This is a genomic window from Micromonospora sp. Utrum1 (assembly GCF_057197805.1).
In genome coordinates this window covers 1-13,386 of record NZ_CM170071.1, presented here as the reverse complement: position 1 = coordinate 13,386, position 13,386 = coordinate 1, and the positions used below count along the sequence as shown (strand labels likewise).

Genomic DNA, 13,386 nt, shown 5'->3' with positions numbered 1-13,386 from the left:
GGGACGGGTGTGCGTCGGGTAGTCCGAACGTGGCGCACTGTCATGGACAGGGTTCTATAGATCCCATAGCCTCTTGATGGGGGGAGGCGACATGGGCGCTGCCGTAAACACTGTCCGGATAAGGGTTCTGGGCCCGGTCGCCGCGTTCCGCGACACCACCGAGATCCCGTTGGGGCCGTCCCGGCAGCGCGCTGTCCTCGGCTACCTCGCCCTGCATCCCGGGCAGCCGGTGCCGCTCGGCGCGCTCACCGAGGCGGTCTGGGGTGATGACGCCCCGGCCAGCGGTGACCACCTCGTCCGGACGTACGTGGCCCGGCTGCGCCAGGTGCTGGAGCCGGACACCGCGCCACGTGCCCGGACCAACGTCATCGCCTCGGTGCCGGGCGGCTACCGGCTCGACGTGCCGCCGGAACGCGTCGACGCGGCGCACTTCCAGCAGCTGCTCTACCGGGCCCGCGCCCGGCAGGCGGCTGGCGCTCCGCACGAGGCCTTCGAGCTGCTCGACGCGGCGCTCGGGCTCTGGCAGGACCCGACCTTGGCCGACCTCGGCGGCCTGCTGGCGAGCCCCCGGCACCTCACCGCGCTGCGCGACGACTGGGTCGACGCCGGCCTGCGCCACGTCGCGGTGGGGCTGACCCTCGGGCAGGCGTCGGTGGTGCTGCCGGTGGCCGAGCAGCTCGCCGCCGTCGAGCCGCTTCAGGAGGCGGTGCAGGCCCGCTACCTGGAGGCGCTCACCCGCAGCGGGCAGCGGGCCGCCGCCGTGCACCACTACCTGAGCGTCCGGGCCCGGCTCCGCGCCGAGCTCGGGGTGGAGCCCGGGCCGGAGCTGCGCCGGCTGTACGCCGCCCTGCTGCACGCCGGGGACGAGCCGGAGCCGGGCGTGGAGCCGCCGTCCCCGGCCGTCCCGGCCGGGGCGGAACCCGACCGGCGGCCCGGCTGGCGCGGTCCCGGCCCGGCCATCGGCCCGCTGATCGGTCGCGAGGACGACGTCGCCCGCTGCGCCACGCTGCTGGTCGCGCACCGGCACGTCACCATCGTCGGGCCGGCCGGCTGCGGCAAGTCGGCCACCGGGCTGGCGGTCGCCGAGCGGGTCGCCGCCGCGTTCCCCGACGGGGTGGCCACGGTCGACGCCGCCGAGGCGCGGGACTGCGGCGAGGTGCTGCGCCTGCTGGCCGAGACGCTGGAGCTGCCGGGGCCGAACGCCGACCCGCTGCGCGCCGTCGGCGACCAGCGGATGCTGCTGGTGCTCAACGACGTCGAGCACCTCGGCGCCCGGGCCGGCGAGATGGTGGAGCACGCGCTGCACCGCTGTCCGCGTACGGCCATGCTGGTCACCTCCCGCCGCCGGCTCGGGCTCACCCACGAGGCGGTGTTCCGGCTGGCGCCCCTGCCGCTCCCCGACACGGACAGCCCGGACGCGCTGCCCGACAACCCGGCCGTCCGCCTCTTCGTGCACCGGGCCGGGCTGGTCCGGCCCGGCTTCCGCCTCTCCCCGGCGGACGCCGTCACCGTGGCGCGGATCTGTCGCGGGCTGGACGGCCTGCCGCTGGCGGTCGAGCTCGCCGCCGCCTGCCTCTACACCGACAGCCTCGACGGGGTGCTGCGCCGGGTCGACGACCCGCTGGACGAGCTGCGGCCGCAGCGGCGCGGCCATCCGCAGCACCACCGGTCGCTGCGCGCCGCGCTGCACCGCAGCCTGGCCGCGCTGTCCCCGGTCGACCGGGCCTGCCTGGGCCGGCTGGCCCGGCGCGCCGGTGGCGACCGGTGCTTCTCGCTCGACGAGGCGGTCGCGAGCTGCGCGGACCTGGTCCCGCCGGCCGAACTCGGGGCCGTGCTCGACCGGTTGGCCGACGAGTCCCTGCTGGACCGCCGGCCCGGGCCGGACGGCCCGCGCTTCGGGCTGCTCCGCACGGTGGCGCTGGCGGCCGCCGCCGGGCCGGGGAACGACGGGGATCATCAGGCGTTCCACGGCATGGTCGGGAACCAGCCGTAGCCGAACATGGCCGGCAGCCGGACGTCCCAGTAGAAGACCAGGAACGCGCCGAGCGCCAGGAGGCTGACCCCGACCAGCAGGGCGGCCCGGCCGGGGCGGGACAGCCACCGCTGGAAGGCGCCGCGGGTGCCGAGCACCAGCACCAGGGCCAGCACCGCCATGATCAGCACGTTGCCGAGCGACTGGAGCACCAGCACCAGCGCCCCGTAGAACGGGTTGTGGCTCTCCACCGCCTGCTCCAGCAGCATGTGGAACAGCGGGTACGGCCGGCCCACCAGGAAGCCGCCAACCAGCGCGCCCAGCGTCACCAGCCGGGCCACCGGCCGGCCGGCGAACGGGTCGGGGAGCAGGCCCAGCGCGGCCAGCCCGAGCCAGGCGAAGGCCAGCCCGATCACGCCGAACACCACGGATGCCTGGACCAGCCGGACCGGAAGGCCGTCGCCCACCGTCCCGGTGGAGAGCTGCGGCAGCCGGGAGCCGATCAGGACGGCCACGAAGCCGTACACCGCCGCCACCGACACCAGCCCGAGGGCCAGCCAGCCGAGCGGGGCCAGCGCGGCGGCGATCCGGCCGCGGCGCGGGCCGGCCGAGCACTCGGCGACGTCGGGCAGCGCGCCGAACACGGCGATGTTGCAGGCGGTGAACGTGCCGGCGAAGCCGGAGACGAAGGCGAACACCACCCCCGCCGCGGAGCCGGCGATGGCGCTCTGCTTGGCGTCGGTGCCGAGCATCGAGTTGGCGACGTTGTCGCCGATCACGTGGTCGACGAACTCGAAGGACCAGAGCACGGCGAGCAGCAGGCCGCCGAGCACGCCGGCGACCGCGGCGACCGGGCGGCGCCGGGTGGGGGTCAGTTCGGTACGGGGAGTGGAGCTGGCGAGGGCGGTCATGTGGCGGTCCTCTCCGTGGCCGGAACCATGGAATAGTGAAGGGATGGGATGCCCGAAAGGGAGCGAGCGATGGGGCTGCTGAAGGACCGACGCACCTACGACCAACAGTGCGGACTGGCCTATGCGCTGGACGTCCTCGGCGAACGCTGGACGCTGCTGATCGTCCGGGAGCTGCTGATCCGGCCCCGTCGCTACGGCGAACTCCTCGATGCTTTGCAAGGAATCGGCACCAACCTGCTGGCCGACCGGCTCGGCTTCCTCGTCGAAGCGGGACTGGTCCGGCCACTCGATCCGCACCGGCGGACCGCGGGCTACGCGCTGACCGAGCTGGGCGAGCGGATGCGGGAGCCGGTGCTGAGCCTGGCCCGCTTCGGCCTGACCTACGCCGCCCACCAGCCGCCGCCGGCCGCGTCGGTGACCCGGCCGGCCTGGGCCATCCTGGCCACCGACGCGATGCTCGACGACGCCCGTGCGCCCGGCATCGACGAGGTCTACGGCTTCGACGTCGACGGCGAGCAGTTCCACGTCGTGGTGGAGGGCGGCCGGGCGGTCCTGCACCCCACCGCGGCGCCCGAGCCGACCCTGCACGTGAAGACCGACGCGAAGACGTTCTTCCAGCTCGGGGTGCGGCGGCTGGACCCGCTGGAGGCGGTGCTCGCCGGCTCGGTGCAGGTCTCCGGGCCGCCGGCCGCCATGTCGCGCTGCCTGCGGCTGCTCGGGCTCGCCGGCAACCCGGTCGGCTGACCCGGTCAGCCGGCCCGGCACGCCGGCTCCCACACGGTCCGTTCACCGCTCGGCACGCCGATGTGGATGGAGACCTGGCCGCGCAGTCCCTGCCGGTCGCTGACCGCCATCAACAGCCCGGTCAGCGCCTCCAGGTGGCGGGCCGTCCGGATGCCCCCGGCATCCAGGGGCGCGAAGCCCAGCGCCCGGGCCAGCGCGAAGACGTCCCGCAGCGCCGCCGGATGGTCGGCGGCCACCGGCAGCGACACCGGCAGGCCGTTGACCCGGCACCGGGCCAGCACCCCGGCGGGCACCGTGTTGAACGCCTTCGCCACCCGCCAGCCCTCGCCCGGGTGGTCCGGCCCGCCGGCCCGGTCGGCGGCGAGTTCGGCCAGCAGTTCGCCGCCGGAGCGGCCGAGCGGCACCAGTGGGGGCTCGCAGAACACCGGGTTGGTCGGGTCGACCAGGGTGCGGCCCCGGCCGCGCCGGCCGGCCGGGCCGCGCAGGAACTCGACCGCGGCGGGGAACGGCACGGCGAGCACCACTAGCGCGGCCCGGTCGAGCAGGTCGGCCACCCGGCGCGGGTCGGCCCGCCCGGGCACCAGGAGGGGGTGGAGGCCGGCCTGCCGGACTGCCTCGGCCAGCCCCCGGCCCATCCGGCCCCGGCCCAGGATGCCGATCACCGGGCCACCACCGCGTACCGGCTCAGGGCCCGGCGCAGCTCGGCCGGCACCTCGACCGGTTCCAGGCCGTGCCCGCCCCGGCGCATGCAGGCCACCGTCTGCCGGCCCTGGGCGAGCAGTGTCGGCGGACCGGGCGACACCCGGACGTAGTCGAAGGACATCCCGATCCGGTGGCCGTCCAGCCGGTCGAGCATCATCCGCACCTCGACCTCGTCGAACGCGTTGCCCTCGGCGTAGAAGTCGGCGTGGCAGTCGACCGTCACGAGGGCCAGCCCGCCGGCCAGCGCGGCCATCACGCCGGGCGCGTGGTCGGCCAGGAAGTGCTCCCGGCAGTGCCCCTGCCAGTGCAGGTAGTGGGCGAAGTAGACGTTTCCCACCAGGTTCGTCTCGTCGAAGGTCACCACGTGCCGGTGGACGTAGCTGTCGGGCATCTCGTCACGCCTCCCCGTCGGGGTCCGCGGCTAGGGCCAGGCTCACCGCGACCGGCCCGGGCGTGGCCGGCACGACCGTGCCGTAGACCGCGTGCCGGCCGGCGTGCAGCGCCACCCAGCCGTCCGGCCCGGTCTCGTCGCGCAGCACCAGCGGGGCGTCCACCGCCGCGCCGGCCTTGACCAGCGCCTCCAGCGCGGTCCACACCCGGGTCCCGGCGGTGGCCGGGTCCTCGCCGGTGAGCCGGGCCAGCGCCGCGGCGACTCGGGCCGCCGCCGTGGGCAACGGTGGGGTGGGGGTGACCACCTCCCAGTCGACCCCGACCGGCCGGTCCGCCGTGGCGGTCAGCAGGTGCCCGTCCAGGTGGCTGACGCTGATTCCGCGCCACCCCAGCGGCGTGGCCGGTACGCCGGGCCGGAGCCGGCCGGTGCCGTCGGCGCGTATCTCGCCGCCGAGCAGCCAGCCGGCCAGCGCCCGGCTGCGTTCCCGGTCGGCCCGTCCGGCCGGCGCCGCGGCCAGGTCCACCCGCAGCTCCGGCCGCCAGCGGCGCAGCCGCCGGGCCACCAGTGGCCCGATCAGCTCGGCCGGCCAGACGCTGTTGTCCACCGGGCCGACCGCCCGTAGCCGCAGCCCGGTCCAGCGCTCCACCGGCGAGCCGTCCGCGTCGATGACGGTGAGGTCGAAGCGGAACTCGTCGCCCGCCTCGGCGACCTGTCGGGCGTGGACGGTCAGGGTGCCCTCCGGGCGGGCGTGGATGTCGATCCGGTCCACCCCGACCGGCAGCACCCGCCGGTCCGGCACGCAGGCCTGGAGCAGGTGCAGGAAGGCGTCCCGCACCCCCGGGTCGCCCAGTTGCAGCCGCTGGTCGTGGAACCCGCCGAACCAGGTCGCCGCCTCGGAGTGCACCTCGGCCACGCACCGGTAGGCGCTCAGCCCGTGGTAGCCGGCCACCCGCCGGAACCGGGGGCCGTGGAAGAAGGCCGGGCCGTAGAGCGGGCCGCCGGGCACCAGCAGCCCGGTCGAGGGCGGCGGCACCGGCTCGCCGGAGGTCACCGCGCCGCCGTACGTGCCGGTGAGGTGGTCCACCGCGAAGCCGGTCTCCGCGCTGCGCACCGCCGCCCGGACCGTGCCGTCCGCGCCGGTCAGCGCGGCCACCCGGACCGGCCTCGGCTCCCGGTCGCCGACCGTCACCGGGCGGGTCAGCGCCACGTCCCGGATCACCGTGGGCACCTGCTTCGCGCCGAGCGCGGCGGCGGCCTGCGCCATCGCCTCCAGCCCGAGCACCGCCGGGAGCACGGCCGCGCCGTCGATCCGGTGGTCGTCCAGGTAGGGGTCGGCGCCGAGCGAGAGCCGGGCCTCGCTGACCAGCTCCACGCAGGGCGTGCCGATCAGCCGCGACTCCAGGAAGCGCCCGTGCTCCTCGGCGCACTCGTCCCACTCCAGGGTGTCGCTCACCGGCAGCCGGCCGGCCACCAGCACCACCGGCGGCAGCGCGGGCGTGGCGAGCAGTTCCAGCAGCAGGCGGGTGCCCTCGTCCGGCGGGATCGGGCTGACCCCGCGCCGGAGCAGCCCGTCGAGCACGCCGAGCCGGACGCCCATCCCGGTCCCGGACCAGACCGACCACTCGATGCTCAGCCAGCGCACCTGCGGCACGGCGGCGGCCAGCTCCGCGCAGCGCCGGGAGAGGTACTCGTTGGCGGTGGCGTACGCGGCCTCACCGGGGAGCCCGGCCCGGCCGATCACCGAGCCGAACGCCACGGCGAAGCGCAGCTCGTCGGGGTCCAGCGCGGACACCACGTGCTCGAAGCCGTACGCCTTCGGGGTCAGGGTGCGGTCCAGCTCCTCGGCGGTCAGCTCGGTGACCGGGGCCGGTTCGTTGCGCCCGGCGGCGTGCAGCAGCCCGCGCACCGGGCCGTACTCGGTGCGGACGGCGGTGACCGCCGCGGTTACCGCCGCCGGGTCGGCCAGGTCCACCGACCGGTAGACCCCGCCCGTGCGGCGTACCGCCTCGACAACCTCCGGGTCGTCTGCGGGGCTGCGGCCGAAGAGCACCAGCCGCGCCCCGGTGGCCTCGCCGAGGGCCGCCGCGCAGGCCGCCCCGATCCCCTTCGCCCCCCCGGTCACCAGGCAGACCTCGCCCGGGCCCAGCGGGATCCGCCGGTCGGTGCGGGGCTGGCCGTCCAGCAACCGGGTCACCGGCACGGTGCGTACGCCGTCCGCGCCGTACACCACCTCCTGGTAGCCCGACCACGGCCGGGACGCCTCGACGGCGGCCAGCCGGACGCCGGCCGGGCCCGGCGGGGTCTCCACCACCAGCACCGGCGCCCCGGCCTCCACGGCCAGGCTGCGGCCGACGGCCGCGCCGACCCCGCCGTGGTGCAGCACCACCAGCGGCCGGCGGTCGGCCGCCGCGGCGCGCAGCGCGGCGGCCACGTCGGCGGTCGGGATGTCGGTCAGGCCCGGCGGCAGCGCGAGCAGCCGGCCCGCCGTCACCCCGGCTCCGCCCCGGAACGCGGTCCGCACCGCCTCGGCGTGCGGGTGTCCGGCCAGCGGGCCGACCACCTCCCAGCCGGGCGGCTCGGTCGCCGGGGCGGCGGTGGCCGGCCGGGGCACCAGGTGGTGGCGGAACACCCGGACCCAGGGGCCCACCCCGGCCGCGGGCAGCTCGTCGGCGGGTTCGTCGGCGGTCGGCAGCCCTTCGATGGCGGCGGCGAACTCGCCCACCGTGGCGTCGGCCAGGGACAGCGGGGTGGCCGGCAGCGCCCGGCCCAGCTCCCCGGCGATCTCGGCGGCGAGCTGTCCGACCCGGATCGAGTTCAGGTGCAGGTCGGCGAGGAGGCGGGTGCCCGGGCCCACTTCGGCGGCCGGCAGTTCGGCCAGGTCGGCCACCCGGGCGGCGACCAGCTCGGCGGTGCCCCGGCCGTCGGCCGCGGGGCGGGCCGCCGGGACGGGGCGCGGGTCCGGCGTCGCGGCCCGGGGCGCCGGCAGGGCCGCCGCCGGCACCTCCTGCTCGCACGGGTTGACCAGGAACTCCCGCTTCCGATCCAGGTCGAACGGGCGGGTGAACCGCGGGGCGAAGAAGGGCGTCACGTCGTCGACCGCGCCGGCGGCGAAGAGCGCCGCGGTCCCGGCGGCCACGCCGGCCGCGCTCGCCGCGCCGGCGTCCAGGCTCACCGCGGTACGCCCGGCCGCCTCGGCCAGCGCGGTGAGCATCCGCCCGGGGCCGACCTCGACCAGCAGGTCGGCGTCGAGCAGGCTCAGCGCCTCGCGGAAGCGGACCTGCCCGGTGAGCTGCCGGACCAGCACCTCGACCGGGTCCTCGTCGGCCCACCACGCCCCGGTGACCGTGGACGCCACCGGCCGCTCCGGCCGCCGCCAGGGGATCCGCCCGGCCGCCGCGCGCAGCGCCTCGGCGGCCGGGGCCATCAGCGGCGAGTGGAAGGCGTGCGAGACGGGCAGCGGCGTCGCCTCGATCCCGGCGCGCCGCGCGGCCGCGGCGACCCGGTCCAGCTCCGGCCGGGCGCCGGCCACCACCACGTGCCGCTCGCCGTTGTCCGCGGCCACCACCGCGCCGGTGCCGTCGGCCAGTTTCCGGGCGGCGGCCAGGTCGGCCCGGAGCGACAGCATTCCGGAGGGCACCTCGGTCGCGGTGGACATCGCCACGCCGCGCGCCCGGGCCAGGGCCAGCGTGTCCTCGGCGTCCACCGCGCCCGCCCAGCTCAGCGCGGCCAGCTCGCCGAGGCTGTGGCCCAGCGCGCCGACCGGCCGGGCGCCGAGCCGCTCCAGCCAGCGGATCCCGGCCAGGCTGTCGGCGATGATGGCCGGCTGGGCCACCGCCGTGTCGACCGGCTCCGCCTTCACGCGTTCCGGACCACCGCCCGGCGCGGCGGCCGAAAGATGGCCGGCGTCGATCCGCGCGTCCGCGTCGTCGAGGAGCTGCCCCAGCGCGCCCCGGTCGGCGTGCACCGGGGCGGCCTGGCCCGGAAAGAGCAGCCCCACCCGCAGCGGCTCCCCGACCACCAGGAACACCCCGCGACCCGGGTCGAGCAGGCGCCGGCCGCCTTCGGCCAGGTGCCCGAGCGCCCGGTCGAGGGCGGTGACCAGCTCGTCGGCGTCGCGGACGGCGGCGGCGAACCGGGCCGGGGCGTCCCCCCGGTGGCCGGCGGCCAGACCGGCGGCCAGGTCGGTCAGCTCGGGACGGGACAGCGCGGCCGACGCCGCCCGGAGCCGGGTCAGCAGCCCGGTCAGCGCCGCCGCGTCCGGCGCCCCGCAGACCACCAGTTCGTGGTCCGGGTGCGGCCGGCTCAGCCGCCGCACGTGCGCGCTGAGCGGCCGGGGCGCCGACGGAGCCGTCCCGCCGAGCACCACGTGCGTGTTGATCCCGCCGAAGCCCATCGCGCTGACCGAGGCGTACCGCTCGCCGGCCGGCCAGGGCCGGGCCTCGTCGGTGACCCGCAGCGCGCCCCCCTCGGCGAGCAGCGGGTGCGGCCAGCGGCAGCCGGTGGTCGGCGGCAGCACCTCCCGGTGCACGGCGAGCACCGCCTTGATCAGCCCGGCCACCCCGGCCGCCGCCTTGGTGTGCCCGATGTTCGCCTTGATGCTGCCCAGCACCGCCGGGGGCGCGGCCGGTCCGCGTACGCCGAGCAGGGCCCGCAGTTCCGCCTCGTCGCCCACGGCGGTGCCGGTGCCGTGCCCCTCCACCAGCCGCACCGCGCCGGGCTCGAGGCCGGCCCGGTCGTACGCCCGGCGCAGCGCCAGCCGCTGACCGCTCTCCTCCGGCCGGGTCAGCCCGCCGCTGCCGTCCGACGAGGACGCCCAGCCGACCAGCCGCCCGTACGGGCGCAGCCCCCGCTCCAGCGCGTACCCGGCCCGGGCGAGCACCACCACGCCGCAGCCCTCGCCCGGCAGGAACCCGGTGGGCCGGGCGTCGTACACCCGCATCTCGTCCCCGGCCAGCGCGCCGACCCGGGAGAACCCGACCAGCTCCAGCGGGTCGAGGCTGAGGTCCACCCCGCCGGCCAGCGCCACGTCGAGCTGGCCACCGGCCACCGCCTCCGCCGCGGTGATCACCGCGAGCAGCGACGAGGCGCAGGCCCCGTCCACCGTGTAGCCGGTGCCGTGGAAGTCGAACTGGTTGCAGATCCGCCCGGCGATGGTGTTGGCCAGCGCCCCGGCCAGCGTCTCGTCGCCCGGCACCGGGAACGGCGCCTTGAACCGCTGCTCGACCCGCTCCAGCAGCGCCGCCACCTCGTCGGTCGCCAGCCCCCCGTCGACCAGGCCGGCGGCCACCGCCCGGCGCACGTACGGCCAGCGGGTCCGCATCGCGGCGGCCCGGGAGAACTCCCCGGTCAGCGAGTTGCCGATGACCACGCCGACCCGGGACCGGTCGGTGCCGGCCCCCTCCGGCAGGCCGGCGTCGACCAGGGCGTCCGCGGCGGTCTCCAGCGCCAGCCAGTGGGACAGGTCCACGGCCCGGAAGGTGCTGCCCGGGATCCGGAAGCGGGCCCGGTCGAAGCGCCACCCGTCCAGCACCGCGGCCCGGCGCACCGTGGTCTGGTCGGGGCCGTCGCCGCCGTACTCGGCCAGCGGCAGCCGGCCGGCCGGCAGCGGACGGAACGCCTGCCGTCGGTTGAGGACGTTCTCCCACAGCTGGGCCGGGTTGTCCGCCGCCGGGTAGCGGCAGGCCAGACCCACGATCACCACGTCGTCGTCGACCATCACGGTCTCCTTGCTCGTACGAAAAGGGGTGGGTCACCTGGCTGCGGGCACCGGCAACTGACCCACGCCGACGGGCGCGGCCTCGGCCGGTGGGGTCCCGGCGGGCCGGTCCGCGCCGGGCGCGGGGGCGCCGTCGGCCCGGTCGCGCAGGTTGGCGCCGAGGATCACCAGGGCGCGCAGCCCGCAGACGATGACCAGCGCGAAGAACAGGCCGAAGGTGATGTGGGCGAGCACCAGCAGCCCGTAGACGGCCGCCGTGGCCAGGCCGAACATCACCTGCCGGCGCGGGGCGGCCGGCGTCGTGCCCGGGTCGGTGATCATGTAGTTGGTGAAGAGGATGAAGGCGATCCCGGTCATCGGCAGCAGCGCGGCGGCCAGGTGCGCGTCGAAGAACACCGAGCGCAGCAGCGCCTGGAGGACGAAGCCCCCGGCCCAGCCCAGGATCAGCGGCAGCCGCCGGGTCAGCTTGCCGTTGAGCATGGTGCCGGCGGCCAGGATGGCCAGCGGGATCACCACGTCGACCGGCCCGTCCACGTCCTCGCTGAAGTGGTACGGCGGGGCGATGCTGACCCAGCTGAACAGGATCAGCGTCACGCTGATGCCGAAGTTGCTCGGGTTGAGCACATGCCGCAGGCTGCCCCGGACCCGGAGCCGGATGACGTACTTGCTGCTCACCGCGACCGCGGCGGCGAACATGGTGGGCGCCAGGCTCTGGTTGCCGTAGAGCAGCATGGCGCAGGCCAGACCGGCGATGTGCGCGGGCAGCAGGAAGTTCAGCAGCGCCACGGGCCCGCCGAGGTAGCGCTCGGGGCGCCCGGTGGCGCGCGCCTCGACGGTCTCCAGCAGCAGGTCCACCGCGTACGCGGTGAGCACCGCCACGACCGGCGTGACGTACGCCTGCTCGAAGCCGAGCAGCAGGTGCCCGACGATGTTGAAGACGGTGATGGACAGCGCGAACCGGCGCAGCGCCGTGATCCGTGGGTCCGGTCGGTTCGCCGTACGGGGAGTGGCCTGTTCGGACACGGTCGACCTCCTGTGGCTCGACGGTCGGCTACGCGGTCGGGGTGAGCACGAGGCTGTGCCACCCGGGGTTCAGGGACCTGGTCATGGCGTGCTGGCCGGCGGCGTCGCGCCAGGTCACCGTGACGGTGGCCGGGCCGGACGAGTCGCCGAGCCCGAAGAGCAGGTCGGGGGAGTTGCCGCCGGTGTGACCGTTGGCGGGGTATAGCTGGGCGGTCAGCGGGGTGCCGTCGGCGCGGCGCACCTGGACCGTCGCGCCGACCGCGGGCCGGGGCCGGCCGCCCGGGCCGGTGGCCGGGAGCAGCAGTTGCAGGCCGAGGTGGGCCCGGGCCGGGCCGGTGTTGTGCAGGAACTGCGACCGGGCCCACTGGTTGGCCACCACCAGGTCGAGCCGCCCGTCGTGGTCGACGTCGCCGACGGCCAGGCCGCGGGTGGTGGCGTGCTGCCGGAAGGCGAGCCGGTCGGAGACGTCCACGTAGCGGCCGTCGTCGCCCCGGACGAAGAACGGGTTGCGCTGGTGCCCGGCGATGTCGTCGCCGTCGCGGAAGTTCGGCCAGGCGTACGGGTACTGGAGGAACAGGTCGTTGCCCATGGCCAGCTCCTGCAGCTCGGCCCAGCGGTTCACCCGGCCGCGCAGGAAGCCCAGCGCCTGGACAATCTCGTCGGTGCCGTCGCCGTCGAAGTCGGCCACCTTGATGTCCCAGGCCCACCCGGTGCGGGCCAGCCCCAGCCGCTGGCTCTCGTCCCGGTAGGGGGCGTGGTCGGTGAGCGGGGCGGCGTCGGTGCTGACGAACGCGAAGTTGCTCTCCTGGAGCGCGTACGGGGTGGTGATGTTGCTGACCAGGATGTCCGGCCGCAGGTCGGCGTTGAGGTCGGTGAAGGTGACGCCCATGCTCTTGAACGAGTCGTTGCCGAGCACCTTGGACTTCGGCATGTCCGCGTCGCGCCGCCCGGGCAGCTCGGTGAACCGGATCCGGCCGGGCTGCGAGACGTTGTGCAGCAGGTAGTCCCGGCCGAAGTCGTTGGCCACGTACACCTCGGGCAGGTTGTCGCCGTCCAGGTCCTGGCCGCCGATGGCCAGGGTCCACGAGCGGGCCTGCTCGTCGGTGAGCGCCGCGGAGGCGTCCGCGTACGCGGGGCGGGCCGGGCCGCCGGCGACCGGGGTCAGCCCGGTGAAGCGCAGGATCCGGTTGCGTCCGCCGTTGCGGGCCCAGGACATCGAGTCCTGCATCCGCATCCGCGGATCGTCCTTGGCGGCCGGATCGAGCACCCGCGCCCCGTCCGGGAAGTAGTTGCCGACCACGATGTCGAGGTGGCCGTCGCCGTCCAGGTCGAGCACGTTGGCGGTGGTGCTGTTCCACAGCTCGGTGGGGCGGTCGGTGACGTCGACGGCGGTGAACGCGGCCGGCCCGAACGGCACGTCGGCGCGTTGCAGGTAAGCCAGCGGTGCCCGGCCCCAGAAGTAGACCAGCACGTCGAGCCGGCCGTCCTCGTTCAGGTCGGCGGTCGCGCAGCCCATGGGCGCGGTGTTCCGCGCGTCGTACGGCACTCCGGCGGGCCGCAGCGGGAAGGCCGGGTAGCGGGCGGCCCGGTCCGGGGTCGGGGTGACGCTCACCGAGTCGTCCCGCGGGTCGACCAGGCAGGTGTCGTTGGGCAGGCCGTCCCCGTCGAGGTCGGCCAGCGCCGCCCCGGCGCCGACGGAGGAGATCCAGGCCCGCAGGTGTTCCAGGGCGGGTTCCACGGTCCGCTGGGTGCGGGCGCCGGCCGGGTCGGCGTTCAGGTCGTCGACCGTGAAGGCGAACCGCCCGGCGAGCGTCCGGCGGTCGGCGGCGCTCGCGTCCGGCAGCCGGCTGGCCAGCCCGAGGGTGGTGGCGATCAGGACGGCCAGCAGCGGGGCGATGATCCTGCGGGCGCGATGGGGACTGGGCAT

General features: G+C 76.4%; 8 protein-coding genes. 2 read left to right on the top strand and 6 right to left on the bottom strand.

Features of this window, described 5'->3' with window-relative positions:
- The first annotated feature begins 91 nt into the window (after nucleotides 1-91).
- Entirely contained in the window at nucleotides 92-1,993 is a 1,902-nt protein-coding gene (locus AC0OLQ_RS00040; RefSeq protein WP_484529693.1) for an AfsR/SARP family transcriptional regulator, read from the top strand.
- Here AC0OLQ_RS00040 and AC0OLQ_RS00035 read toward each other — a convergent pair.
- The gene (locus tag AC0OLQ_RS00035) at nucleotides 1,957-2,883 is read right to left on the bottom strand and encodes a hypothetical protein (RefSeq protein ID WP_484529692.1); all 927 of its coding nucleotides are present in this window, start codon (nucleotides 2,881-2,883) and stop codon (nucleotides 1,957-1,959) included. The two genes, AC0OLQ_RS00040 and AC0OLQ_RS00035, sit on opposite strands and share 37 nt — an antisense overlap.
- Nucleotides 2,884-2,952: 69 nt before the next feature.
- Here AC0OLQ_RS00035 and AC0OLQ_RS00030 point away from each other — a divergent pair, with 69 nt between their 5' ends.
- The gene (locus AC0OLQ_RS00030; RefSeq protein ID WP_357343651.1) at nucleotides 2,953-3,627 is read left to right on the top strand and encodes a winged helix-turn-helix transcriptional regulator; all 675 of its coding nucleotides are present in this window, start codon (nucleotides 2,953-2,955) and stop codon (nucleotides 3,625-3,627) included.
- 5 nt (nucleotides 3,628-3,632) lie between these two features.
- Here the strand turns inward: AC0OLQ_RS00030 and AC0OLQ_RS00025 are convergent, their stop codons facing one another.
- Genes AC0OLQ_RS00025 through AC0OLQ_RS00005 form a run of 5 tightly spaced genes read right to left on the bottom strand, consistent with a single transcriptional unit; the run spans nucleotide 3,633 to nucleotide 13,386 of the window.
- The gene (locus tag AC0OLQ_RS00025) at nucleotides 3,633-4,289 is read right to left on the bottom strand and encodes an NADPH-dependent F420 reductase (protein WP_484529691.1); all 657 of its coding nucleotides are present in this window, start codon (nucleotides 4,287-4,289) and stop codon (nucleotides 3,633-3,635) included.
- The gene (locus AC0OLQ_RS00020; RefSeq protein WP_484529690.1) at nucleotides 4,286-4,720 is read right to left on the bottom strand and encodes an acyl-CoA thioesterase; all 435 of its coding nucleotides are present in this window, start codon (nucleotides 4,718-4,720) and stop codon (nucleotides 4,286-4,288) included. The genes AC0OLQ_RS00025 and AC0OLQ_RS00020 overlap by 4 nt, the downstream gene beginning before the upstream one ends.
- Nucleotides 4,721-4,724: 4 nt before the next feature.
- A complete protein-coding gene (locus AC0OLQ_RS00015) occupies nucleotides 4,725-10,436 on the bottom strand; it encodes an SDR family NAD(P)-dependent oxidoreductase (protein WP_484529689.1) in 5,712 nt (1,903 codons plus the stop codon).
- A gap of 33 nt (nucleotides 10,437-10,469) precedes the next feature.
- Nucleotides 10,470-11,459 carry an enediyne biosynthesis protein UnbU gene (locus tag AC0OLQ_RS00010; protein ID WP_484529688.1) on the bottom strand — a complete coding sequence of 330 codons (990 nt, stop codon included), beginning with the start codon at nucleotides 11,457-11,459 and terminating at the stop codon, nucleotides 10,470-10,472.
- A gap of 28 nt (nucleotides 11,460-11,487) precedes the next feature.
- Nucleotides 11,488-13,386, bottom strand: a complete 1,899-nt coding sequence (locus AC0OLQ_RS00005; RefSeq protein WP_484529687.1) for a CRTAC1 family protein — start codon at nucleotides 13,384-13,386, stop codon at nucleotides 11,488-11,490.